The organism is uncultured Flavobacterium sp. (genome assembly GCF_937967675.1).
Taxonomy (GTDB): Bacteria; Bacteroidota; Bacteroidia; order Flavobacteriales; family Flavobacteriaceae; genus Flavobacterium.
The window spans coordinates 1-23,959 of the sequence record NZ_CALBSN010000011.1 but is presented as its reverse complement, the minus strand read 5'-3'; the positions used below and the strand labels follow the sequence as shown (position 1 = coordinate 23,959).

The following is a 23,959-nucleotide window of genomic DNA, read 5'->3' as shown; positions in this document are numbered from 1 at the left end:
GCTTTGTGAAATAAGAGTTTTTAGAAGAAATGAGAGTTTTTTCACAGCCTGACGTTCCGGCGCTTGGCGAGGTTGCGAACTTCGGAACCGATTGTTTTCTATCAAAGATAAAATTTCTTGCGAGAAATAAACATGAATTTACTACAAAATTCGCAATCTTGCCAAACGCCTGTTAGGCGTTCGTTTAAATTATTATAGTTCCTTTTTTGATAAATGTCAATTCAGCGTTTTCTATAAATTCGATTAGAATTGTTTTTTCGTTTGCTTTTATATTCTGTAATTCAAAATACCATTCAGTTGGATTCGCCATTCCTTTTCGGTATATCCAAATTAAGAATCGTTTAGTTTGGTAATTTGGATTAAGTAATGTTAGTTCGTCAAAATTTCCAATAGTTAAAGAATCAGTTCTAGTCATATTATAAAAAACTCTTTCATTTTCTGTCATTTTTTCCAATTCAATTTTCGTCTTTACTTCGGCAATTTGGTTTCCAGTTACAATATTTGGATAAAAAATTCCCTTTGTGAAGATTAGTTTAAATTCATTTTTTAAGTTTGGAATAATTAAAGTTTTTTCATCATATTTAATTGTCGTCTCGTTTTCGATTATTATTTTTCCGTCAAACTTTTCATAAGTTGTTTTTAAATACTCTTTTTCAAAAACATTTTTTGCAAATTGATATTTAGTTTGGTTAAGATTTTCATTTTGACTAAACATAGTTCCAGACGAGAACAATAAAATAATAATATTCAGTATTTTTTTCATGTTTTCTTTCTTTTTAAGTTCTGCGGATAAATGACGCCTAACGTGTTCGTGTATGGAAAGTTGCGTGTTTGAGGGCGAGGATTTTCCGTAGGAAAATCGGAAGCCGGCAAACAAGCAACAACCTTTGTGTTAACTAAAACTAGCAATTTTTTATACACGGTGTTGTGCATAGTTTTTTTTATTCGGTTTTATATTCTTTTCTCAATTCAGCGTAATTTTCCAATTCCGTATTTAATAGGCTTTCCTCAAACTTGAATTTCAAATATTCCATATCCAATTCAGTCAATGAGACTGTCTTTTTTCCGTTCAGAAAGTTGTCAATTGCTTTTTTATGATATGCGCAAAAAAGTCCCCAAACCATTAGCTTTATAAAGTCAGTTTCATTTTCCGTTTTCAATTCCGCGTTGCCCCACGATTCCGATAATGTTTGAAAGTTTCCGTGACCTTTTTCAACCATTTTTCCGTCCGAAATATCAATTTCAGATGGATAATATTTAGTTGTCAGATTATAAATTTCCTTAAATGTCAATTTTTAACGGGTTTTGATAAATTATGCACAACGTTTTCGGGCTTTGCGTTCGGGCGGGTTTCGGAGCACAAAACTGTCAACCTGCACTGAACTTGAGTAGAAGCACAAAGCTCCAAGTTTGCACGTCATCCCGCCTGACGCAAAACCCGTGTTATAGGGCGTTTTTCTTAGAATACTTTCCACCATTTCTCTTTTTTAGTCAGTTGCTTAATGGTTATAGTTTTTGTCGGTTTCGGTTTCGTTAACTCGGATTCAAATTGTCTTTCTGCTGAACTGTTCATACTCCAGCCTGATGTATAAGAAGGTTTGAATAAATAACCTTTTCCGTCATAATTCTTTGTGTCATATTCTAAGTCCACCGAAATTTTACCAATGTTTTCGTATTTGTCGGCATAGTCTTTATAAAATAAGTCAGGCATATACCAAGTTACATCTACTTTGTCTTGCCACTGTCCAAAATTGCAAATTAGAACTTCGGCATTCTCAAAGTCTTTGAGTGTCGGTTTGTTGCTTTGATTTAGTCTTGTTGTAGCTACTAAATTGTATGCAGTCTCAGGATTATTGTCTGTCGCTAAGACAACTGCACCGCCATAATTTCCATTCGTCAATTTAAAAACTAAGCAGTCTCCTGTGGCGAAAATTGGCGTTTTTAATTTTTCTCTTTTTCTTGGTTTGGCCTTAGGTCTGTCTGATTTTATTTTTTCAAGGAACTTGTCAAGTGCAATTTTTCGCTTCTTTATGTGTTGTTCACTTGCTCCAAGGTCAAGCCAAATTTTCAGGTCAGCACCCGATGAAATTATTTCTTCGACTGTCGATAATACTTTTGGATCAAGAGATTTTGTCTCCCATTGGGCTAAAGCAAGAGCAAACCACAAACTATTCTTTTCTTCTTCTATTTCGAGAATTTCCCAATTGTCGTCTACAATTTTTTTGGAAATAATTTCGGGTTGTCCGCCTTTATTGTATAGGTCGAAAAATTCACTGTAAATGTCAGCAAATGCGTCACTGTCTTTTATGGCTGTTCCCCAAGTTCCCATGTCTGTGTCGTCTTTTAAAATGCCCTATAACTCGTTTATATGTATGACTGCGTCATACATATCTCTCTATTTATGGGTAGATATGTATGATAATCATCATACATTATTTCAATTGTAAATATATAAAAATTATTACAATTCATCAAATGGACTTTTAATTTGTTGGATGCTTTTAGTACTTACATGCGTATAAATCAAAGTTGTTTTTGGACTACTATAATTCCATACATCGTGAATATAAAGTTAAAGCGCCTCATTTCAACAAAAAGGCAGAAAAACTATTGTAAATCAACATTATAAGTTGTTTGTGTTAACTAATTTATACTTTTTATTTATTTTTTTGTTATTATTTGCTCTTTAACAAGTTAATAAAATCAATTGGTACTTATCATATTATTAATTCCCCTAGGGCAATTATTTTTTTTCCCTAGAGGAATAACATGTTTTCCCTAGGGGAATTAGCTAATTACTGTACAGCAATTGTTTTTATATTACTTATAAATTGTATTTTTGTACAATACAAAACAATTAAAATGGCAATAGAATTTAAAATGGTGCCCAAACAAAACAATATAGTGTCACCACCACAAATTAAATATTATCCTTGTGCCGTGAGTAAAGGGGAGGTAGATTTAGAATACATAGCCGAGATCGTTTCCAGCCGAAGTACGGTAACTGTAGCCGATTGTTATGGGGTTCTCATGGGAATGAGTCAGGTAATTGGAGAAGAGTTAGCTCAGGGCAAAATCGTAAAAATCGACCGTTTGGGTACTTTTGCTTTAACGCTAAAAGGACTAGGTACAGACGAACCCGAGAAATTAAATAAGAGTACAATTCTTGGAGCTAAGATATTGTTTAAGCCCGCCCGCAATTTTAAAAAGCTATTACAAAACCTAAAATATAAAAGGTTGCGATAAGAGTAATAATTTTAAATCAAATTGAAATCTGATTTTTACGGTTTTTTTCAATATGTTTTACTCTGTAAAGATTCCAAACCTAAGCAAAATTCGATGAAGTTTTAAGATAAAAAAACCTGATGCTAATACGTGCATCAGGTTTTATATGGTGTAAAAGTAAAAAAACGATTACTTTCTTTTGATTACTTTTTCTGCTTTTTCAATAATGGCTGCACTGTTTAAGCCATATTTTTCCATTAATTGGTCAGGTGTTCCACTTTCTCCGAAGCTATCGTTTACGGCTACAAATTCTTGAGGAACTAAATGGTTTTGAACTAAGCATCTCGAAACACTTTCTCCTAAACCACCAATAATGTTATGCTCTTCTGCAGTAACCACACAACCTGTTTTCTTCACCGATTTTAAAATCGCTTCTTCGTCTAATGGTTTAATCGTGTGTATGTTGATTACTTCAGCTGAAATACCTTTAGATTCTAAAGCTTCTGCTGCTACTAACGCTTCCCAAACTAAATGTCCGGTAGCAATAATGGTAACATCGGTTCCTTCGTTTAATAGGATGGCTTTTCCAATTACGAAAGGTTCGTCAGCTGGCGTAAAGTTAGGCACTACTGGACGACCAAAACGCAAATAAGCAGGACCATGATGATCGGCTAAAGCTAAAGTGGCTGCTTTGGTTTGATTGTAATCACAAGTGTTAATTACGGTCATTCCAGGTAACATTTTCATCAAACCGATGTCTTCTAAGATTTGGTGTGTAGCTCCGTCTTCTCCAAGCGTTAATCCCGCGTGAGAAGCACAAATCTTCACATTCTTATCTGAGTACGCTACCGATTGACGAATTTGATCATAAACTCTTCCGGTAGAAAAGTTAGCGAAAGTTCCCGTGAAAGGAATTTTTCCTCCAATGGTTAATCCAGCTGCAATTCCAATCATATTGGCTTCTGCAATTCCGATTTGAAAGAAACGCTCTGGGTGGTTTTTCTTGAAATCATCAAATTTTAATGATCCAATTAAATCCGCACAAAGTGCTACTACGTTTTCATTTTTTTGACCTAATTCCGTCATTCCAGCTCCAAATCCCGAACGGGTATCTTTACTGCCTTGGTTGATATATTTTTTCATTTTGTTTTTAAATTTAATTGCATGCTACTGAACACTTGTAACTGAACACGGAGTACTAATTAATAGTCTCCTAAAGTTTCAACATTTTGTGCTAAACCTTTTGCTAATTGCTCATCATTTGGCGCTTTTCCGTGCCAAGCGTGGGTGTGCATCATAAAATCTACTCCGTTACCCATTTCCGTATGCAATAAAATACAAACGGGTTTTCCGTTACCTGATTTAGATTTTGCATCAGCCAAACCAGCTTTGATAGCGTCAATGTTGTTACCTTCTTTGATTTCAATTACCATCCAATCGAATGCTTCAAACTTCGCTTTTACACTTCCCATTGCTAAAACTTCATCTGTAGTTCCGTCAATTTGTTTTCCGTTTAAGTCGATAGTTGCAATTAAATTGTCTACTTTTTTAGCAGAAGCATACATAATTGCTTCCCAGTTTTGACCTTCTTGTAATTCACCATCACCTAAAAGAGCAAAAACCAAATGGTTATCGTTGTTCAATTTTTTAGCTTGCGCTGCACCAACCGCTACCGATAAACCTTGTCCTAATGAACCCGATGCCATGCGAATTCCAGGTAAACCTTCATGAGTTGTTGGGTGACCTTGTAATCTTGAATTTAATTTTCGGAAAGTAGCTAATTCTGCTACAGGAAAGTAACCACTTCTAGCTAAAACACTGTAAAAAACAGGAGAAATATGACCGTTTGATAAGAAGAAAATATCTTCATTACTTCCATTCATATCAAAACCTGATTTACGTTGCATAACGTCTTGATAAAGAGTAACCAAAAATTCAGCACATCCCAAAGAACCTCCTGGGTGACCTGAATTTACAGCATGAACCATGCGAAGAATATCTCTTCGAACTTGTGTTGTAAAATCTTGTAGTTGTTGCGTGTTAGACATTTTATTACATATATTTATTAATGGTGTAAAAGTAATTCTATTTTTTTGGTGCTACAAATCATTTTGTTAGAAGTTATTAAGAATTGTTTTTTGGAGGGTGATGGGTGATGGGTGATGGGAGTTAGGAGTTAGGAGTTGGGAGTGAAATGCAGAGATGCAGAGGTTGCAGAATTTTTTTAGCTCGCAAAGACGGCAAGACACAAAGGGTTTATTGAAATTTAAAATAGTAATAATCCGTTTTTTGCGTTAGTGAATCTGTTTTATACGCTTACCTGTATGATTTTTTAAGATTTCTTTCATTTCTTCAATCGGTGTTCCAATAATTTTGGATGCTTTAAGTTGAAAGTTATTATTTTTTTATTTTGAATTTGATTTTTGAAGTTGAACTTGTACTTGAAATTGAACTTGAACTTGACCTTGATTTTTCTAATTTTATCCTAAATTCTAAAACTACAATTGAAATTAATTTATCTTTGCCGTTCGTAAAAGCACAATATGAAGTTTGATTTAATTACCAAAGACCCAAAAAGTAAAGCCAGAGCCGGAAAAATAACTACCGATCACGGTGTTATTGAAACTCCGATATTCATGCCTGTAGGAACAGTTGCCTCTGTAAAAGGAGTACACCAACGCGAGTTAAAACAAGACATTAACCCTGATATTATTTTGGGGAATACCTATCATTTATATTTAAGACCTCAAACCAAAATTTTAGAAGCGGCTGGAGGTTTGCATAAATTTATGAATTGGGATAGAAATATACTAACTGATTCAGGTGGGTATCAAGTATATTCATTATCAGGAAGAAGAAAGATTAAAGAAGAAGGGGTGAAATTCAAATCGCACATCGATGGTTCGTATCATTTCTTTTCTCCAGAAAATGTAATGGAAATTCAAAGAACTATTGGGGCTGATATCATTATGGCATTTGACGAATGTACGCCGTATCCATGTGATTATCGCTATGCAAAACGTTCAATGCACATGACGCACCGTTGGTTAGACCGTTGTATTACCCATTTAGATAAGTTACCATTTAAATATGGTTATGAGCAAACGTTTTTTCCAATTGTTCAAGGAAGTACGTTTAAAGATTTAAGAGAACAATCAGCAGAATATATTGCCAACGCTGGAGCGCAAGGAAATGCTATTGGAGGATTATCAGTAGGAGAACCAGCAGAAGAAATGTACGCCATGACCGAAGTGGTAACAGCCATTCTTCCAGAAGACAAACCAAGATATTTAATGGGAGTAGGAACACCAATCAACATTTTAGAAAATATTGCGTTAGGTATTGATATGTTTGATTGTGTGATGCCAACACGTAACGCCAGAAACGGAATGTTATTCACAGCTCACGGTTCTATTAACATCAAAAACAAAAAGTGGGAAGCTGATTTTTCGCCAATTGACGAAATGGGCCACACTTGGGTAGATACCGAATATTCAAAAGCGTATTTAAGACACCTTTTTGCTGCGAATGAATTTTTAGGAAAACAAATTGCAACCATTCACAACTTAGGTTTTTATATGTGGTTGGTTCGCGAAGCTAGAAGACAAATCTTAGCAGGAACTTTTAGAGAATGGAAAGATAAAATGGTGATTCAAATGAGTCAGCGATTATAAAATAAGAAGTTAGAATTTAGAAGTTAGAAAATGAAAGTTTAAAGGCTATTCGTTTTTGATTCTAAATTCTAAATTCTAAATTCTAAATTTTAGGATGAAAATAATAGATAAATACATTTTAAAACGCTATTTGGTCACTTTTTCGGTGATGTTGATTATGTTTATTCCTATTGGGATAACAATTGACGTTTCAGAAAAGGTGAATAAAATGATTGAGAAAAAAATTCCTTTGAAAGATATCTTAATCTATTATGGTGATTTTACGATTTATTTTGCCAATTTGTTATTTCCTATCTTTTTATTCTTATCCATTATTTGGTTTACCTCAAAGTTGGCGAACAATACCGAGATTATTGCCATTTTGAGTTCAGGAATATCGTTTAGTAGATTTTTGCGACCTTTTATATATGGGGCAATTATCGTTTCTATTTTTGCCTTAGTAATGGGATTTTTCTTGGTTCCTAAAGCTAGTAAAGGCTTTAACGATTTTCGATATCAAAACCTAAAAGGGAATTCGCAGACTAGAGAAACATCCGATATTTTCAGACAAATTAAAAAAGACGGCAAGTTAGAGGAGAATATTTATGTTAGCAATTATAATTATTTGTCGCAAACGGGATTTAATTTCACCTATGAAAAGTTTCAAGATAATGTATTGATAGAGAAGGTAACGGCAAATAGAATTCGTTATGAAGAAACTACCAAAAATTATACACTTTATGGATATAATAGAAGAATTGTTGGGGAAACAAATGATGAAATTGTTTCTAGTGATAAATTAATGGTCAAATACAATTTTGAACCAGATGATTTAACACCTGTAATTTACGTTGCAGAAACGATGACCATAGGAGAGTTAAACCATTTTATTGAAAAAGAACGATCACGAGGTAATGGAAATATCAATACATATTTAGTAGTATTTTATAAAAAGTTTAGTTTGCCTGTATCTGCTTTTATACTTACCATTATAGCAGTTGCTGTATCTTCAATGAAAAGAAGAGGAGGTATGGGAATTAATTTAGCAATTGGTATTGTGATTGCTTTTGTTTTTATATTTTTTGATAAAGTATTCGGCACGTTAGCAGAAAAATCAAGTATTCCGCCGTTTATAGCGGTTTGGTTGCCTAATCTTGTTTTTGGAATTCTAGCTTATTACCTACTTCGCAATGCAAAACGATAATTTAAAAAGTTATTTACACCTTCATGTAATCGTTTTTATTTGGGGGTTTACAGCAATTTTAGGCAAATTAATATCATTAGAAGCCTTAGATTTGGTTTGGTATCGCATGCTTTTTGCTTCAGTTATCATGACTTTTGTTGTGTTATTAAATAAAGAAAAAGTAAAAGTGCCGTTCCATATTTTTATTGGGTTTCTTCTTTGCGGAATTATCATTGCGGCCCATTGGCTCACATTTTACCAAGCAATTAAAGTGTCTAATGTTTCTATAACCTTAGCGTGTTTGTCTACAGGTGCTTTTTTTGCTTCCATTTTAGAACCTATTTTTTACAAAAGAAAAGTGATTTGGTATGAACTGCTTTTTGGCGTCATAGTAGTAATAGGGTTAGGAATCATCTTTAATGTTGAAACAAAATATACTACCGGAATTTACTTAGCCGTTTCATCAGCATTTCTTTCGGCTTTATTTTCTGTAATTAACGGAAAATATGCCAAAGAATACGATCCTAATATCATTTCACTTTATGAATTATCAAGTGGGGTTTTCTTTTTAAGTGGCTACTTGTTTTTTGCAGGAAGTTTTACACCCGCTTTCTTTGCCCTTTCAATGAACGATTTGATTTGGTTGTTCTTGTTGTCATCCATTTGTACGGCTTATGCATTTTCAGCATCCGTAAAAGTGATGAAGTTTTTGAGTCCATTTACCGTAATGTTAACCATTAACTTAGAACCTATTTATGGAATTATTTTAGCGCTTCTAATTTTTGATGATACAGAAGAAATGACACCTTTGTTTTATGTGGGAGCCTTATTAATTCTTATCACGGTTATTGCTAATGGAATTGTAAAAAGCAAGAAAAAGAAACAACTTATTACCGATTAATTTATTAAAGTTAATTGAAAATTTTATCTTTGTAACAACAAACACAAACCCTAATAAACCGATTATGGAATATTTAGATTTTGAATTACCAATTAAAGAGCTTGAAGACCAATTAGATAAATGTCAAATTATCGGTCAAGAGTCAGATGTAGATGTATCAAATACATGCAAGCAAATTGAGAAGAAATTAGAAGAAACTAAGAAAAAAATATACAAAAACCTTACCGCTTGGCAACGTGTTCAATTATCACGTCATCCAAACCGTCCGTACACATTAGAGCACATTACTAATATTACGAATGGAACGTTTTTAGAACTTTTTGGCGACAGAAATTTCAAAGACGATAAAGCCATGGTAGGGGGATTAGGTCAAATCAACGGACAATCGTTTATGATTATTGGTCAGCAAAAAGGGATTAATACTAAAATGCGCCAATACAGAAACTTCGGGATGGCGAATCCAGAAGGATATCGTAAAGCATTGCGTTTAATGAAAATGGCAGAGAAATTTAATATTCCTGTATTAACATTAATTGATACCCCAGGAGCATATCCAGGTTTAGAAGCTGAAGAGCGAGGACAAGGAGAAGCTATTGCAAGAAATATTTTTGAAATGGCTCGTTTAAAAACACCAATTATTTCTGTAATCATTGGAGAAGGAGCTTCAGGTGGAGCATTAGGAATTGGAGTAGGAGATAGAGTATATATGTTAGAAAATACTTGGTATTCTGTAATTTCTCCAGAGTCATGTTCTTCCATCTTATGGAGAAGTTGGGAATATAAAGAACAGGCAGCCGAAGCTTTGAAATTAACTTCTTTCGATATGAAAAAACAAAAGTTAATCGACGATATCATTCCAGAACCTCTTGGTGGTGCTCACTATGATAAAGAAACTACTTTTAAATCGGTTGCCGAATATGTAACAAAAGCTTACAACGAATTAAAAGATTTATCAACAAAAGATTTAGTGGCAAAACGTATGGATAAATATAGCAAAATGGGTGAATTCAAAGAGTAGTCACTTATTTTCAAATTATAAAAAAAATCCGAAGCCCTAAGTTTCGGATTTTTTTTGTCTTATTAACAAAATTTTGAAGTTATTAACAGCGCAGTATTAAGAACTCGATTTAAAATTTTATAAAAAAAGAGTACCTTAGCAATATGGAAAATGTCAGAAATATGAACCCGATAAAAGTAGATAAAACTACGATTATCAATTTGGAAAAAGGAAAGTTACCCCCACAAGCATTAGAACTTGAGGAGGCAGTGATTGGTGCCATGATGATTGATAAAAAAGGGGTAGATGAGGTAATTGATATTTTACAACCCGATGCCTTTTATAAAGAGGCACACCAATATATTTTTGAAGCCATAGTTCAGTTGTTCAATGAAACACAACCAATAGACTTATTAACCGTTTCGGCTCAATTGAAGAAAAACGGAAAATTGGAATTGGCGGGTGGTGATTTTTATTTAATTCAGTTAACACAAAAGATTTCTTCTTCGGCTCATATTGAGTTTCATTCACGTATTATTCTGCAAAAATACATTCAAAGAAGTTTGATTAAAATTTCTAATGAAATTATTGAAGAATCGTATGATGAATCTACAGATGTATTCGATTTACTAGACAAAGCCGAATCTAAATTGTACGAAGTAACGCAAGGAAACATCAAACGAAGTTCTGAAACTGCTCAAAGTTTGGTAATTCAAGCTAAAAAACGAATTGAAGAAATTGCAGGTAAAGAAGGTTTGAGTGGAATTCCAACAGGTTTTCACGATTTGGATAAGTTAACTTCAGGATGGCAACCTTCAGATTTAATTATTGTGGCAGCACGTCCGGGTATGGGTAAAACGGCATTTACGTTATCGATGGCACGAAATATGGCCATTGATTATGGTGCGCCAGTAGCTTTTTTCTCACTAGAGATGTCTTCGGTTCAGTTGATTACACGTTTGATTTCTTCCGAAACCGGATTATCATCTGAAAAATTAAGAACTGGAAAATTAGAAAAACACGAGTGGGAGCAATTGTCTATCAAAGTAAAAGACTTAGAAAAAGCGCCTTTGTTTATTGATGATACCCCATCACTATCGATTTTCGATTTACGGGCAAAAGCTAGACGTCTTTCTTCACAATACGGAATCAAAATGATTGTAATCGACTACCTTCAGTTGATGACAGCTGGTGGAAACGGAAAAGGTGGTGGTAATCGTGAGCAAGAAATCTCGACCATTTCCCGAAATTTAAAAGCCTTAGCCAAAGAGTTGAACGTTCCTGTGATTGCACTTTCGCAGTTATCTCGTGCGGTAGAAACCCGTGGTTCAAGCAAACGTCCTTTACTTTCCGATTTAAGGGAGTCAGGAGCAATTGAGCAAGATGCCGATATTGTATCGTTTATTTACCGTCCAGAATATTATAAAATTGACGAATGGGATGATGAAGAACGTTCACCAACGCAAGGTCAAGCCGAATTTATTGTAGCAAAACACCGTAATGGAGGTTTAGATAATATTCGTTTAAAATTCATAGGAAATTTAGGTAAGTTTGATAACTTAGATGATTTTGGTTCGCCTTTTGATGCCCTACCTTCAAAAATGAATCTTGATGATACGAATCCTTTCATCACACCTAATTTGCCTACGCCTAATGAAGCTTTTGGAAGCGCAATGAATTCATTTGATGATGATTCTGACGTTCCTTTTTAAATGAGATGTATAAAGAATAAAAAAAAAACAGACAAATCGTCTGTTTTTTTTATTAATTTTTTTACTACATTTATGACTCAATTATAAAAACTTATTATGGCAGATTTTACAATTTCTCTCGATGAAGCAAAAGCTTTGACAACTTCATGGAGAACCAATCCCCCGAAAGATTTAGCAAAAGGTCATTTAATCCCTGGTGATGCTCTTAGAGAATTATTAGCAACCGATGGAGTTGTAGATGTGAGAGCCTACATGGGAGTAGATGCAACCGGAACGCAAAAATTAGCGTATGTAGGCGTTGACGCAAATGGAAAAGACTTAATTAGCGCAGACCATTTGATTTACGATACAACGCAACCATGTCCTAAATGTTGTGATCCTTCAAGTCCTCTATTTACGCCTTAATTTTGTTAGATTCTAAATATTTATATTTTACGTCTGCAGTATTATGCTTACTTTATCTTGTAGGTTTTTTCAAAAATGGAAAAGCTTACAAGATTTTTACAATTTATATAGTAGGTGTTTTAATCATCGATTACATTAGTTCCAATTTGTGGAAATGGTTTCGTATTTACAATGTATTCTTGCATCATTTTTATGAGTTATTCCAATTTGTAATACTGAGTTATTTCTATTCTCTATTATTAAAAACAAAAGCACAATTAATTTCGGTTTACGTTTTATTAATTGTACTGCCTATTTTTTTATTTTCAAGGTACTTATTTAATCCTAATTTGTTTCTAGAGTTTAATCTTTTAGAAACTTATTTAACATCCATGCCTCTAATTATTTATTCAACTATGCATTTGTACAATAATCTTGGAGGAAAGTCAGAATATTATTTTACAAATATTGGACTGTTGTTTTATTTATTTACGAGTACTTTTATTTTTTTAATTTACAAGTTGGTTGTTATTTTAGAGTTCGATGAATTTAATGATATAATGATTGATATAAATATCATACTGCAATACATAAAATTTGCATTCTTCTTTTATCAATGGAAATTAATTTATTTTAATAAGAAATGAAAGAAATTAATTTAGAAAATAGCGAAATAATTCAAGTATTTTTCTTTGTCTTACTTGCATTTATATCCATGTTTATGGTGCTAATTATGTTTTTCTATTTTTCAAGAAAAAAAATTGTAAAAATAGAAGTAGACAAGAAAAATTTGGAAATTGAACATCAAAAAGAGTTGTTGCATTCCATTTTGTTTGCTCAGGAAGAAGAACGCAAACGAATAGCACAAGATTTGCATGACGATATTAGTTCAAAACTAAATATAGTTTCCTTAAACAGTCATTTGCTTAAAACACCTAATTTAAATGAGGAAGAGCAAATGGAAATTACAAATAATATTATTGAATTAACCCAAAATGCCATTGAAAATTCGAGGCGTATAGCACACGATTTATTGCCTCCAGTATTAGAAAAATTTGGACTTCATGCAGGTATTGAAGAATTAGTAGAAGAGTTAAATAGCACTAAAATTGTTAAAGTTTCATTTGATAATCAAATTAATTTTGACAACTATCCTATTGAAAAACATTTACATATATTTCGAATCTTGCAAGAACTGTTAAATAATTCAGTACGTCATGGAAAAGCAACTGAAATTTCAATTCAATTCACTAACTTCGATGGCCAAAATAGTTGTACTTACATTGATAATGGTATCGGATTTGACAATTCAAGTGAGGAATACCAAAAAGGATTGGGAATGAAAAACATAGAAAGTAGAATAAACTTCTTAGGTGGTCAGTTTAGTTTTAATTCTCAACCTAATGAAGGTGTAATTATGGTGTTTAACTTTAAGTGATGAATAATAAAATTAAAATAATTTTAGCTGATGATGAGGAATTGTTCCGTAAAGGAATCTATTTCTTACTTAATCGTGAACCCAATATTGAAATTATTTATGAAACTTCAAATGGGAGCGACTTAATTGAACATTTAAAAACGACATCGCAACTTCCAGATATTATAATGATGGATTTAAAAATGCCTCATTTAAATGGAGTGGAAGCCACAAAAATTATTCATAAAGACTTTTCTTCTATTCGAGTTATTGCACTTACAAGTTATAACACAAGGTCGTTCATAGCCAATATGATAAATGTAGGAGCTGCATCTTATTTGGTTAAGAGTGCTTCACCAACCGATATGATTAAAACGGTAAATGAAGTTGCCCAAAAGGGATTTTATTATAATGAAACCGTTATGGAAGTAATTCATCAAAATATAATCTCAAGCGTTTCTTCAAGAACTATTCTTGATGAGGATTTTTTAACGGAAAGAGAACGAGAAGTTTTAGAGTTAATTTGTAAGCAATACAGTTCGGTTGAAATAGGAGAGATGTTGAGTTTAAGTACCAGAACGGTTGACGGCCATAGAAATAATTTGTTAGTAAAAACAAATTCAAAAAATATGGCAGGATTGGTAATTTTTGCCATACAAAATAAAATAATAAACTTAGAAGACTCTAATAATATGGGGTCTTAAATGCATATTATGTGAATGAAATTAATAGTTTCTGCAAAATTGAAAAACTAAAATAAAATACACTAGAATTGTTATTATCAACACGATATATCCAATTTTTTTTAATAATTTCATTTCTCTTGAGTTTAATAGCGATGTGTTTTTGCTGTTTGAATCCATTCTCATTTTTGTTTATATCTACAAGTCAAAACTAGGATAAAAAAAAATCCTGTGTAAGCGTAAAAATACCTGATTTTCAAACCAAGTATTTTTACGGGGGTAACCAGGTATTTTTACGGGGGTATGACTTTAACATTTCTGTAAATGTAAATCCCCAAAAATGTTTTAAATTAGTCGATTATATATGAAATTCATGAAGTTTAAAAGTCTTAATTTATTTATAGTATTGTTTTTTCTTTGCACTTTTACAAGCAGAGCATCATTTCTATTGCTCCCAATGGAAGCCGAAGGACAGCAAAATCACTTAAAAGCATACGGAATTACCTATTGGGCTTTAGATAAAAGTTACAAAGTAAGTTGGTTGTTAAATTACAGAGGCGGCTCGTTTTTATTACCCGATGCTCCAGAAATTAGAAAAGAATGTCAAATCAGAGGAGTAACTTTTGAAATACTATCGGATGCATCCGCCAATTCTATTTTAGATGATATTAGTTCGCCTTCTCAAAATATGGAAACGGTTGTCTTAGAAAAAGCACCTAAAATAGCCGTATATACTCCAAAAGGAAAACAACCTTGGGACGATGCGGTGACAATGGTGTTGACCTATGCTGAAATTCCCTATACAGAAATTTATGATGAGGAAGTATTGTCTGATCAACTATTATTATATGATTGGTTGCACTTGCATCATGAAGATTTTACAGGACAATATGGAAAATTTTTTGGAAATTATCGCAATATGCCCTGGTACATTCAACAAAAAGCAGATGCGGAAGCATTGGCAAAAAAGTTAGGCTATAACAAAGTATCAGAAGAAAAGTTAGCGGTTGCAAAAAAAATCAGAGATTTTGTTATCGGTGGAGGTTTCATGTTTGCCATGTGTTCAGCAACGGATAGTTTTGACATTGCACTTTCAGCAGAAGGTGTAGATATTTGCGAACCTATGTTTGACGGTGATGACGCCGATGCCAATTATCAGACTAAAATAGATTATTCCAGCACATTTGCTTTTAAGAATTACAACCTAGTTCGTAATCCAATGGTGTACGAGTTCTCAGATATTGATACTACAGAGCAACACGGAAAAGGGGCTTTCACTATGGATAAAGATTACTTTACTTTAATGGAATACTCCGCAAAATGGGATCCAATTCCTACCATGTTGTGCCAAAATCACACTCAATTAGTAAAAGGATTCATGGGACAAACTACCGCTTTTGATGCCGAGAAATTAAAATCGAATGTTTTAGTGATGGGCGAATGTAAAATTAATGGAGAAGCGCGCTACATTCACGGTACCAAAGGAAAAGGAATGTTCACGTTTTACGGCGGACACGATCCAGAAGATTACCAACATAGAGTAGGAGATGCACCCACGGTTTTAGATTTACATCCAAACTCTCCAGGCTATCGCTTGATTTTAAACAACGTATTGTTTCCTGCTGCGAGAAAGAAAAAATTAAAAACATAGTTTATTTCAAAATATCCTTAATAATCATCCAATGATGTTTGGTATGTAATATTAAAAAATATTCAGTTTTCTTCTTGTTTAACATTCCAAAAAATGGATGTGGAAAATGAGCATTTTTATCCAATTTATCCCAATCTTTTAGATTTTCTCTCACTTTTTCTAAACCTAAACTCAAAGTTTCTAGAGAAATATCACCTTCAGGTCTAACGATTTTTGGAGCTCTTGCTTTTCCTCTTGGAATCTTTTTCGCTACTGACATAATTAAAAAGCGTTTAAAATTGAAATGCCATTGATATTTCGACGGGTTCGAATGTTTACAAGCCGTTACAATTTGGTCAATCGTTTTTAAGCTATGCGCCATATGCCAACCCACGCTTCCCGAAGAAACCGCTAAATTCACTTTGTCAAAAGACGAAATATCCGATTCTAATTGATCTAAAAGCCTATGTAATTCTTGCATAATGTTAGTTGTTACTGTATTATTCTTATGTGATTTCGAGTGTTTTGTGTTTGTAAATCCTTAGATTTTTAAGAACAAAATGTATTGAGAACTATCAGAAACGCTTTAATACCTTTTACTTATTCTCATTTGCCTTTTTATTTAACCATTAAAAACGCAATTCCACTATCGTCATTTCGAGTGTTTTTCATTTATAAATCTAGGGATTTATAAATGAAAAATGTATCGAGAACTATAGAAACGTTTAACCTATTACTCTTTAAAAGTCCAAAACAAAATTCTACTCACTTTATTCCCGTGTTTCATTTCTGTAATTTGGTACGTAGCTTTTACTTTTTTAAGATGTGAAAGCAACGGTTTCAAATTATCCTTTTTCGAAACTAACGAAGAAAACCATTTGCATTGCGATTTAAAATGCACACTTTCATAAATCATATTGCTGATGAAAGTCAATTCGCCACCTTCGCACCAAAGTTCGGAATTCACTCCACCAAAGTTTAACGTAGGTTTCTTTGAATCTTCAATACCTAAGTTTTTATTTTTACGAATCGTGCCTTTATTTGCTTCTTCTTTCGAACTATGAAAAGGCGGATTACAAATCGTCATATCAAATTTGTCTTCTGGAAGAATGATATTCTTGAAAATATTCCGTTTAGAAGTTTGCAATCGCAACGTAACGTTTTCTTTTAATTTCTGATTCGAATTGATATTTTCCTGAGCCGCTTCAAAAGCCTGTTTGTCGACTTCACTACCCACAAAACGCCAATCGTATTCTGAAACACCAATAATCGGATAAATACAATTCGCTCCAATTCCGATATCTAAAATGCGAATTTTATGCTTGGTTTGAATCGTTCCGTACGTATCTGCTAAAACATCGGCAACTTGATGAATATATTCCGCACGACCCGGAATCGGCGGACAAAGAAAACCTTTTGGAATATCCCAATTTTTCAAACCATAATAATGCAACAACAAGGCTTTGTTCAACATTTTCACCGCATCAGGATTCGCAAAATCAATCGTTTCGGTGCCAAATTCATTTACCGCAACAAATGGCGCTAAATCAGGATTAGCCACAATTAGAGTTTTGAAATCGTATTTGCCGTGGTGTTTGTTTTTCGGATGAAAGCCCGTTATGGTTTTGGTAGTATTCAAAGTATTGTTTTTAAAGTGTAAAGGTATTGAATTCTGAGGAATAATAGTAAAGAAGGTTTTTACTACAGAATTATTAAAAAGTTGTATATATTTGATGGTATAAACGAGTTGTAGCAAATTTTAGAAAAACTGAATGAAAAGAATTAGCTTAATTCTAATTTTAATAATATTCACTTCTTGCGACCCTGGTGTTGTAAATAGATTCGTTGTAGAAAACAGAACTGAATCGAATATTAAAGTTGAATCAATATTAAAATATGGAAATAGAAATATATCTGATAAAGACTCTATTAAAACAGTAGAATTAAAACCTAACTCAGAATTACTTATTGTGGAATATGGAGAAATTGGAACCGCTAAAGACAAAGGAGTTGATTTTCTTGAAGGGATTGACACAATAATTGTAACAAAGGAGAAGGAAGTTTTAAATAGAAACATATTTGACAGAATTAATTGGGAATTTAAAATTCTGAATAGTGGAATTCTCAAAATGAATGAAGTTGAATATAAAATTATTTTAACCGAAAGAGATTTTAATTAAAAAAACGTGCCACAACAGCGGTTTGTTTCAATGACTATTTTCAGATTTTCCTACGGAATATCCGCAGCTGAATGGAATTTTTTGTTATTTTTGTAATGGCTTTGTGTTGGTTCAACGCCACTGAAAGCAAGCCATATTAATGTTTGCAACAATTTTATTTATGAATCGTAGAAATATTATAATTATATTGATAGTTTTATTTATTACTTTATCATTAGCATATGATAATATTTATACACCGCGATTTATTTCAGGAACTTATATTTATCATTTTCCATCTGCAGTAGCAGAAGGGCCAAATCTAAATGATAAATTGACATTAAATGATGATGGTAATTTTGAAAGTGATACATGGGGGAAAGGAACTTATGAAATAAATGGCTCTGATTTGGAATTAACATATCAATACGAATTAGGAAATGCTGGTTTTGAGTTAACTATTTATCGACCTATGTTTTGGGGAGAACCTCATTTGTATGTAGTAAAAGACCTTGGTTATTATTTCGCAAAAGTTGATTAAAACTGATTACTAACAGTCCTATAGCGCGGAATTGTATTCCGTGTCACAATCAAAACTACACCAAATAAAAACCCGATAGCGCGGAATTGCATTCCGTGCCCACAATCCAAACACACTACAAATAAAAAACCCCGATTTTCATCGGGGTTTAATATATAAGTAAGATAAACTGAGTTAGACGTAATTATTTAATTTTGTTAACGATAGCTGTGAAAGCAGCTGGGTGGTTCATAGCTAAATCTGCAAGAACTTTACGGTTCAATTCGATATTGTTAGCTTTTACTTTCCCCATAAATTGAGAATAACTCATACCATGTAAACGTGCACCAGCATTGATACGCGTAATCCATAAAGCACGGAAATCCCGATAGCGCGGAATTGCATTCCGTGCCCACAAACAAAATAATATCATGCAAAAAAGAATTTTATTTTTATTAGTTGTAATTGCATTATTTACCCGATAGCGCGGAATTGCATTCCGTGCCCACAATCCAAACACACTACAAATAAAAAACCCCGATTTTCATCGGGGTTTAATATATAAGTAAGATAAACTGAGTTAGACGTAATTATTTAATTTTATTAACGATAGCTGCGAAAGCTGCTGGGTGATTCATAGCTAAATCAGCAAGAACTTTACGGTTCAATTCGATATTGTTAGCTTTTAATTTCCCCATAAACTGAGAATAACTCATTCCGTGTAAACGAGCACCAGCGTTAATACGCATAATCCATAATGCACGGAAGTTTCTTTTGTTTTGTTTTCTATCACGGTAAGCATAAGCCATTGCTTTTTCTACCGCGTTTTTAGCTACAGTCCAAACGTTTTTACGTCTTCCAAAGAAACCTTTGGCTTGTTTTAATACTCTTTTTTTTCTAGCTTTAGTAGCTACTGAATTTGTTGCTCTTGGCATAATTTTAAATGTTTTTTGCAGTAAGGCGATCTTTCGATTCTTCTAAATTCTAAACTCAAAATTCTGAATTCAAAACAGCCCACTCCAGGGTTACTAAATTGTTTTAACCAACAACGATTAAATTAAATTTAATTGTTGTTTAATGCTTCTCTCATCTGTTGGGTGAACCAATGTAGCGTGAGTTAAAGCTAATTTACGCTTTTTAGATTTTTTAGTCAAAATGTGACTTTTAAAAGCGTGTTTTCTTTTGATCTTTCCAGAACCAGTAACTTTGAATCGTTTCTTAGCACTAGATTTCGTTTTCATTTTAGGCATTTTCTTCCTGTATTTATAATCTATCTTACTTATTATTTTTTAGTTTTCAGTCTCGGTTTTCAGTTTACAGAGTAATTACTGAATACTGCGACTGCTAACTGCTTACTTTTTCTTTTTCGGAGCAATGTACATAATCATACGTTTTCCTTCTAAAACGGGCATCGCTTCTACTTTTCCAAACTCTTCCAATTCTTGAGCCAAACGTAATAATAAAATTTGTCCTTGCTCTTTATAGATAATCGAACGTCCTTTAAAGAATACAAAGGCTTTTAATTTAGCCCCGTCTTGTAAAAATTTGATGGCATTCTTTTTCTTAAACTCATAATCATGCTCATCTGTTTGAGGTCCAAAACGGATTTCCTTAATTACAATCTGAGTAGATTTTGCTTTAAGCTCTTTTTCTCTCTTCTTTTGTTGGTACAAAAACTTACCATAATCCATCAATTTACAAACGGGCGGTTCAGCATTTGGAGAAATCTCTACCAAATCAACTTCTTGCTCTTCAGCTAAGCGAAGGGCTTCTGCTATTTTGTAAACTCCAGGCTCAATATTTTCGCCTACTAAACGTACTTCAGGTACACGAATCAAATTGTTGATACGATGCGCTGCTTTTTTCTCTTCGCGAGGTTGAAAACCTCTGTTGTTTCTAATTGCTATGGCTTTAAGATTTTAGTTAAACTTAAAATTGTTTTAATGTTTTATTGATTTCTTCGTTTATCATTGCTGCAAATTGCTCAATAGTAACCGATACATTTCCTTTTCCTTCTTGTCCGCGTTGTCTTACTGAAACCGTTCCGTTTTTCTCTTCTTCCTCGCCAACAATCAGCATAAACGGATATTTGTTCATCTCCGCTTCTCTAATTTTCTTACCGATTGTTTCATTTCGGTTGTCAATTAGGGCGCGAATTTCGTGATTTTCTAGCAAATCTAAAACTTTTTTAGCATAATTTTCATATTTCTCACTCAAAGACAAGATTATAGCCTGCTCTGGCATCAACCAAATTGGGAAATTTCCTGCTGTGTGTTCCAATAAAATAGCGATAAAACGTTCCATTGATCCAAAAGGCGCTCGGTGAATCATAACAGGGCGATGTAACTTGTCATCCGCACCTTTATAAGACAATTCAAAACGCTCCGGTAAGTTGTAATCTACCTGAATGGTTCCTAACTGCCAACTTCTGCCTAAAGCATCTTTTACCATGAAATCCAATTTCGGACCATAGAAAGCCGCTTCTCCAGCTTCAATCACATAATTTAATCCTTTGTCTTTCGCTGCACTGATAATTGCATTTTCTGCTTTTTCCCAGTTTTCAACGCTACCTATATATTTATCCGGATTGTCTAAATCACGAACTGATACCTGAGCCGTAAAGTTTTCAAATCCTAACGAACCAAAAACGTACAATACTAAATCAATTACATTTTTAAATTCAGCATCCAATTGATCAGGCGTACAGAAAATATGTGCATCATCCTGAGTAAATCCTCTAACACGAGTTAATCCATGTAATTCTCCCGATTGCTCATAACGATATACCGTTCCAAATTCAGCATAACGTTTTGGTAAATCTTTGTACGACCAAGGTCTTGCATTGTAAATCTCACAGTGGTGTGGACAGTTCATTGGTTTTAACAAGAACTCTTCGCCTTCCGCTGGTGTATGAATTGGTTGGAAACTATCTGCACCATATTTAGCATAGTGTCCAGAAGTTACATACAAGTCTTTCATCCCAATATGAGGCGTAACTACTTGCTCGTAACCTGCTTTTTTCTGTGCTTTTTTCAAGAATTGCTCTAATCTATCGCGTAAAGCAGCACCTTTTGGTAACCATAACGGCAAACCTTGACCTACTTTTTGTGAAAAATGGAATAATTCTAATTCTTTTCCTAATTTTCTATGGTCGCGACGTTTTGCTTCTTCTAATAATTCAAGGTAATCCGTTAAATCTTTTTGTTTTGGGAACGAAATTCCGTAAACACGAGTTAACTGCTTGTTCTTTTCATCACCTCTCCAGTAAGCACCCGCCACCGATAAGATTTTCATAGCTTTGATAATTCCTGTATTCGGAATATGTCCACCACGACACAAATCAAAGAAGTTTGAATGATCGCAGAACGTAATCGTTCCGTCTTCTAAATTCGAAATCAACTCGGTTTTGTACTCATTATCTTTATAAACCTCCAATGCTTCTGCTTTTGAAACCGAACGCATTTTAAATTCATGTTTCTCTCTCGAAATTTCTAACACACGATCTTCAATCTTTTTGAAATCGGCATCTGTGATTCTTTGGTCGCCAAAATCTACGTCGTAATAGAAACCATTATCAATCGCAGGTCCAAGCGTTAATTTAATTCCAGGATACATTTCTTGAAGCGCTTGCGCCATCACGTGCGAAGTCGAATGCCAAAAAGCTTTTTTACCCTCTTTGTCATTCCATGTATATAATATAAGTGTACCGTCCGTCGTTAAGGTCGTCGTCGTTTCAATAGTGGTACCATTATAGGAAGCCGAAATCACGTTTCTAGCCAAACCTTCACTAATGCTTTTCGCAACATCCATTGGAGTAACTCCTTGAGCCATCTCCTTAACCGACCCGTCGGGTAAAGTAACTTTTATCATTGTTTAAAATTTATAAGGTGCAAATATAAACGAATAATAAAATCCATACAATATATATAAGGTATAATGTTAAAAAAGATTTGAAGCAGCCGTTCAGCATTCCATAAAGACTTTTAGTCCCGCTGTCCGTTACAATTTTTTTCTTTTTTGTTGCCTGAGGTTTCTTTTTTGTTGCTTGAGGTTCTCGAAGGCAACAAAAAAGAAAAAAGATTTCCCCTCCCATCGGGGCTAGATAAGACGTTTTGTATTCCAGATAACCATCCCGCTGGCTCGTCAAGCGAGCAACACCCCTAAAGTCCCCTCAAGGGGATAATTCCTTCTAAGATTTTTTGAATAAATTAATTTCAATAAGAAAACCCTAAACCTGAAATTATATATATAATGGTATAAAAAACTTTTCCATTCAAAATTAACGATTGCCTCATAGAAAGAATTTCCCTCGCACCTGCGAGTTGTCATTCCGCAGATTAGGAATCTCCTGCGCAGCAGGCTATTGCTTAAGGTAGTTAAGCCCACAACTGAATACTGAATTACACTATTATATTTGTAGAAAGAATTCCCCCTTCGAAGGGGGTTAGGGGGATGTTGTATCTAATTTATCTACATTTTACCCCTTCCATGAACTTTACCCACACTATATATAAGTAAAAAACGCTTCCAAGACTTATATGTTTAACAAACCAATGTCCAATAAAAAGCATTCCCCCTTTGAAGGGGGGCTAGGGGGAGGTAAAAACTTTTCTGTATTAAATCCTTGTTATCAGCGTGTTAAGAAAAACATCAAAAAAAAGAATAAAAAAAGATTACAAAAGGCTTGCGAGAAGAGAAAAGATTACTACTTTTGCACCCGCATTAGAGCAGAAGTTCACACACAAACTGAGAGATTAAACAAGTCAAAAAAACTTTAAAAAAAGTTGAAAAAAGATTTGGATAATAAAAAGTAAAGGTGCTATCTTTGCCGACCCGAAACGAAAGAATCGGAGCGTACAAGTTCTTAAAAATAGTGGTTGAGTGGTCAGGGAAAAATAATCAAAAAATTTTTTCAAAAAAGCTTGCCAGATTAAAAAAGAGTTGTACTTTTGCACCCGCTAATCGAATGAGAGGCGAGAATAAAAAAGAATGACACGTTCATAGACATATTGAATTGACAGCACAAAATTACAGCGATGTAATTTTGAAAATAAGAGAGAGTAAGATTTTTCGAGTAAATTGAAAATAACCTAGCGACTTGAATCGAATAAAACAAGATAGAGCAATCTATCAAACAATATACGATGAAGAGTTTGATCCTGGCTCAGGATGAACGCTAGCGGCAGGCCTAACACATGCAAGTCGAGGGGTAGAAGGAGCTTGCTCCTTTGAGACCGGCGCACGGGTGCGTAACGCGTATGCAATCTACCTTATACAGGGGAATAGCCCAGAGAAATTTGGATTAATGCCCCATAGCATTACGACTTGGCATCAAGATGTAATTAAAGTTCCAACGGTATAAGATGAGCATGCGTCCCATTAGTTAGTTGGTAAGGTAACGGCTTACCAAGACGATGATGGGTAGGGGTCCTGAGAGGGAGATCCCCCACACTGGTACTGAGACACGGACCAGACTCCTACGGGAGGCAGCAGTG

The 23,959-nt window shown here is 33.9% G+C and carries 24 protein-coding genes, 1 rRNA gene and 1 pseudogene; 14 read left to right on the top strand and 12 right to left on the bottom strand.

The annotated features are described in order from the left end of the window. Positions 1-184: 184 nt before the first annotated feature. The 3 genes from Q0075_RS00820 to Q0075_RS00810 all read right to left on the bottom strand — a co-directional run bounded on the left by Q0075_RS00820 (position 185) and on the right by Q0075_RS00810 (position 2,329). Positions 185-763 (bottom strand): hypothetical protein, encoded by a 579-nt coding sequence (locus Q0075_RS00820; RefSeq protein ID WP_297867859.1) that lies wholly within the window; start codon positions 761-763, stop codon positions 185-187. Between the two features lie 178 nt (positions 764-941). Beyond that, on the bottom strand, positions 942-1,292 hold the full coding sequence (locus Q0075_RS00815) for a hypothetical protein (RefSeq protein ID WP_297867858.1): 351 nt from the start codon (positions 1,290-1,292) through the stop codon (positions 942-944). 167 nt (positions 1,293-1,459) lie between these two features. Beyond that, the gene (locus Q0075_RS00810; RefSeq protein WP_297867857.1) at positions 1,460-2,329 is read right to left on the bottom strand and encodes a hypothetical protein; all 870 of its coding nucleotides are present in this window, start codon (positions 2,327-2,329) and stop codon (positions 1,460-1,462) included. A 533-nt stretch (positions 2,330-2,862) separates the two neighbouring features. On the opposite strand from Q0075_RS00810, the gene Q0075_RS00805 reads away from it, so the two are divergent. After that, positions 2,863-3,246 carry an HU family DNA-binding protein gene (locus tag Q0075_RS00805; RefSeq protein ID WP_297867856.1) on the top strand — a complete coding sequence of 128 codons (384 nt, stop codon included), beginning with the start codon at positions 2,863-2,865 and terminating at the stop codon, positions 3,244-3,246. Between the two features lie 168 nt (positions 3,247-3,414). On the opposite strand, the gene Q0075_RS00800 is transcribed toward Q0075_RS00805, so the two are convergent. Then, positions 3,415-4,368: a transketolase family protein gene (locus tag Q0075_RS00800; RefSeq protein WP_297867855.1), complete on the bottom strand. Its 954-nt coding sequence runs from the start codon at positions 4,366-4,368 to the stop codon at positions 3,415-3,417. A gap of 59 nt (positions 4,369-4,427) precedes the next feature. Next, positions 4,428-5,273 (bottom strand): transketolase, encoded by an 846-nt coding sequence (locus tag Q0075_RS00795; RefSeq protein WP_297867854.1) that lies wholly within the window; start codon positions 5,271-5,273, stop codon positions 4,428-4,430. A 495-nt stretch (positions 5,274-5,768) separates the two neighbouring features. Here Q0075_RS00795 and tgt point away from each other — a divergent pair, with 495 nt between their 5' ends. The 9 genes from tgt to Q0075_RS00750 all read left to right on the top strand — a co-directional run bounded on the left by tgt (position 5,769) and on the right by Q0075_RS00750 (position 15,806). Then, positions 5,769-6,899: a tRNA guanosine(34) transglycosylase Tgt gene (gene tgt / locus Q0075_RS00790; protein WP_297867853.1), complete on the top strand. Its 1,131-nt coding sequence runs from the start codon at positions 5,769-5,771 to the stop codon at positions 6,897-6,899. A gap of 94 nt (positions 6,900-6,993) precedes the next feature. Continuing rightward, positions 6,994-8,082, top strand: coding sequence for an LptF/LptG family permease (locus Q0075_RS00785; protein ID WP_297867852.1), 1,089 nt, complete (start codon positions 6,994-6,996; stop codon positions 8,080-8,082). Further along, the gene (locus Q0075_RS00780; RefSeq protein WP_297867851.1) at positions 8,069-8,962 is read left to right on the top strand and encodes a DMT family transporter; all 894 of its coding nucleotides are present in this window, start codon (positions 8,069-8,071) and stop codon (positions 8,960-8,962) included. Before Q0075_RS00785 ends, Q0075_RS00780 begins: the two co-directional genes overlap by 14 nt. 64 nt (positions 8,963-9,026) lie before the next feature. After that, positions 9,027-9,980, top strand: a complete 954-nt coding sequence (locus Q0075_RS00775) for an acetyl-CoA carboxylase carboxyltransferase subunit alpha (protein ID WP_297867850.1) — start codon at positions 9,027-9,029, stop codon at positions 9,978-9,980. A 143-nt stretch (positions 9,981-10,123) separates the two neighbouring features. Continuing rightward, on the top strand, positions 10,124-11,671 hold the full coding sequence (dnaB, locus tag Q0075_RS00770; RefSeq protein WP_291109949.1) for a replicative DNA helicase: 1,548 nt from the start codon (positions 10,124-10,126) through the stop codon (positions 11,669-11,671). Between the two features lie 96 nt (positions 11,672-11,767). Beyond that, positions 11,768-12,076, top strand: coding sequence for a hypothetical protein (locus Q0075_RS00765; RefSeq protein ID WP_297867849.1), 309 nt, complete (start codon positions 11,768-11,770; stop codon positions 12,074-12,076). Positions 12,077-12,698: 622 nt separating this feature from the next. Beyond that, entirely contained in the window at positions 12,699-13,493 is a 795-nt protein-coding gene (locus Q0075_RS00760; RefSeq protein WP_297867848.1) for a sensor histidine kinase, read from the top strand. Further along, positions 13,493-14,176, top strand: a complete 684-nt coding sequence (locus Q0075_RS00755) for a response regulator transcription factor (protein ID WP_291109944.1) — start codon at positions 13,493-13,495, stop codon at positions 14,174-14,176. The genes Q0075_RS00760 and Q0075_RS00755 overlap by 1 nt, the downstream gene beginning before the upstream one ends. Before the next feature lie 352 nt (positions 14,177-14,528). Beyond that, entirely contained in the window at positions 14,529-15,806 is a 1,278-nt protein-coding gene (locus Q0075_RS00750; RefSeq protein ID WP_297867847.1) for an asparagine synthetase B, read from the top strand. A 1-nt stretch (position 15,807) separates the two neighbouring features. On the opposite strand, the gene Q0075_RS00745 is transcribed toward Q0075_RS00750, so the two are convergent. Both Q0075_RS00745 and rlmF read right to left on the bottom strand, forming a co-directional pair. After that, the gene (locus Q0075_RS00745) at positions 15,808-16,266 is read right to left on the bottom strand and encodes a hypothetical protein (RefSeq protein ID WP_297867846.1); all 459 of its coding nucleotides are present in this window, start codon (positions 16,264-16,266) and stop codon (positions 15,808-15,810) included. Between the two features lie 252 nt (positions 16,267-16,518). Next, complete coding sequence (rlmF, locus tag Q0075_RS00740; RefSeq protein ID WP_366797982.1) at positions 16,519-17,541, bottom strand: 23S rRNA (adenine(1618)-N(6))-methyltransferase RlmF; 1,023 nt, start codon at positions 17,539-17,541, stop codon at positions 16,519-16,521. Positions 17,542-17,557: 16 nt separating this feature from the next. On the opposite strand from rlmF, the gene Q0075_RS00735 reads away from it, so the two are divergent. Then, the gene (locus Q0075_RS00735; protein WP_297867845.1) at positions 17,558-17,965 is read left to right on the top strand and encodes a hypothetical protein; all 408 of its coding nucleotides are present in this window, start codon (positions 17,558-17,560) and stop codon (positions 17,963-17,965) included. Between the two features lie 160 nt (positions 17,966-18,125). After that, positions 18,126-18,485: a hypothetical protein gene (locus Q0075_RS00730; RefSeq protein ID WP_297867844.1), complete on the top strand. Its 360-nt coding sequence runs from the start codon at positions 18,126-18,128 to the stop codon at positions 18,483-18,485. Between the two features lie 184 nt (positions 18,486-18,669). Here the strand turns inward: Q0075_RS00730 and rplT (Q0075_RS00725) are convergent. The 5 genes and pseudogenes from rplT (Q0075_RS00725) to thrS all read right to left on the bottom strand — a co-directional run. Further along, a pseudogene (gene rplT / locus Q0075_RS00725) lies at positions 18,670-18,852 on the bottom strand (50S ribosomal protein L20); the annotation flags it as partial. 202 nt (positions 18,853-19,054) lie between these two features. Continuing rightward, positions 19,055-19,399: a 50S ribosomal protein L20 gene (rplT, locus tag Q0075_RS00720; RefSeq protein WP_297867843.1), complete on the bottom strand. Its 345-nt coding sequence runs from the start codon at positions 19,397-19,399 to the stop codon at positions 19,055-19,057. 117 nt (positions 19,400-19,516) lie between these two features. Next, complete coding sequence (gene rpmI, locus Q0075_RS00715) at positions 19,517-19,714, bottom strand: 50S ribosomal protein L35 (RefSeq protein ID WP_073585370.1); 198 nt, start codon at positions 19,712-19,714, stop codon at positions 19,517-19,519. A gap of 102 nt (positions 19,715-19,816) precedes the next feature. After that, positions 19,817-20,365, bottom strand: coding sequence for a translation initiation factor IF-3 (infC, locus tag Q0075_RS00710; RefSeq protein ID WP_297867860.1), 549 nt, complete (start codon positions 20,363-20,365; stop codon positions 19,817-19,819). A gap of 28 nt (positions 20,366-20,393) precedes the next feature. Continuing rightward, entirely contained in the window at positions 20,394-22,334 is a 1,941-nt protein-coding gene (gene thrS / locus Q0075_RS00705) for a threonine--tRNA ligase (protein WP_297867842.1), read from the bottom strand. Between the two features lie 668 nt (positions 22,335-23,002). Between thrS and Q0075_RS00700 the strand changes: the two genes are divergently transcribed. Together Q0075_RS00700 and Q0075_RS00695 are read left to right on the top strand one after the other, a co-directional pair. After that, on the top strand, positions 23,003-23,242 hold the full coding sequence (locus tag Q0075_RS00700) for a hypothetical protein (protein WP_297867841.1): 240 nt from the start codon (positions 23,003-23,005) through the stop codon (positions 23,240-23,242). A gap of 363 nt (positions 23,243-23,605) precedes the next feature. After that, a 16S ribosomal RNA gene (locus tag Q0075_RS00695) occupies positions 23,606-23,959 on the top strand; the annotation flags it as partial.

Excerpts from the sequence above, each read along its gene's own strand:
- Q0075_RS00780 (WP_297867851.1), top strand. The coding sequence starts at position 8,069 with ATGCAAAACGATAATTTAAAAAGTTATTTACACCTTCATGTAATCGTT.
- Q0075_RS00820 (WP_297867859.1), bottom strand. The coding sequence starts at position 763 with ATGAAAAAAATACTGAATATTATTATTTTATTGTTCTCGTCTGGAACT.
- Q0075_RS00795 (WP_297867854.1), bottom strand. The coding sequence starts at position 5,273 with ATGTCTAACACGCAACAACTACAAGATTTTACAACACAAGTTCGAAGA.
- dnaB (WP_291109949.1), top strand. The coding sequence starts at position 10,124 with ATGGAAAATGTCAGAAATATGAACCCGATAAAAGTAGATAAAACTACG.
- Q0075_RS00730 (WP_297867844.1), top strand. The coding sequence starts at position 18,126 with ATGAATCGTAGAAATATTATAATTATATTGATAGTTTTATTTATTACT.
- Q0075_RS00810 (WP_297867857.1), bottom strand. The coding sequence starts at position 2,329 with ATGGGAACTTGGGGAACAGCCATAAAAGACAGTGACGCATTTGCTGAC.
- Q0075_RS00745 (WP_297867846.1), bottom strand. The coding sequence starts at position 16,266 with ATGCAAGAATTACATAGGCTTTTAGATCAATTAGAATCGGATATTTCG.
- Q0075_RS00735 (WP_297867845.1), top strand. The coding sequence starts at position 17,558 with ATGAAAAGAATTAGCTTAATTCTAATTTTAATAATATTCACTTCTTGC.
- Q0075_RS00750 (WP_297867847.1), top strand. The coding sequence starts at position 14,529 with ATGAAGTTTAAAAGTCTTAATTTATTTATAGTATTGTTTTTTCTTTGC.
- Q0075_RS00700 (WP_297867841.1), top strand. The coding sequence starts at position 23,003 with ATGTTTAACAAACCAATGTCCAATAAAAAGCATTCCCCCTTTGAAGGG.
- Q0075_RS00755 (WP_291109944.1), top strand. The coding sequence starts at position 13,493 with ATGAATAATAAAATTAAAATAATTTTAGCTGATGATGAGGAATTGTTC.
- Q0075_RS00800 (WP_297867855.1), bottom strand. The coding sequence starts at position 4,368 with ATGAAAAAATATATCAACCAAGGCAGTAAAGATACCCGTTCGGGATTT.
- Q0075_RS00760 (WP_297867848.1), top strand. The coding sequence starts at position 12,699 with ATGAAAGAAATTAATTTAGAAAATAGCGAAATAATTCAAGTATTTTTC.
- rplT (WP_297867843.1), bottom strand. The coding sequence starts at position 19,399 with ATGCCAAGAGCAACAAATTCAGTAGCTACTAAAGCTAGAAAAAAAAGA.
- tgt (WP_297867853.1), top strand. The coding sequence starts at position 5,769 with ATGAAGTTTGATTTAATTACCAAAGACCCAAAAAGTAAAGCCAGAGCC.
- thrS (WP_297867842.1), bottom strand. The coding sequence starts at position 22,334 with ATGATAAAAGTTACTTTACCCGACGGGTCGGTTAAGGAGATGGCTCAA.
- Q0075_RS00765 (WP_297867849.1), top strand. The coding sequence starts at position 11,768 with ATGGCAGATTTTACAATTTCTCTCGATGAAGCAAAAGCTTTGACAACT.
- Q0075_RS00785 (WP_297867852.1), top strand. The coding sequence starts at position 6,994 with ATGAAAATAATAGATAAATACATTTTAAAACGCTATTTGGTCACTTTT.
- Q0075_RS00805 (WP_297867856.1), top strand. The coding sequence starts at position 2,863 with ATGGCAATAGAATTTAAAATGGTGCCCAAACAAAACAATATAGTGTCA.
- Q0075_RS00775 (WP_297867850.1), top strand. The coding sequence starts at position 9,027 with ATGGAATATTTAGATTTTGAATTACCAATTAAAGAGCTTGAAGACCAA.
- rpmI (WP_073585370.1), bottom strand. The coding sequence starts at position 19,714 with ATGCCTAAAATGAAAACGAAATCTAGTGCTAAGAAACGATTCAAAGTT.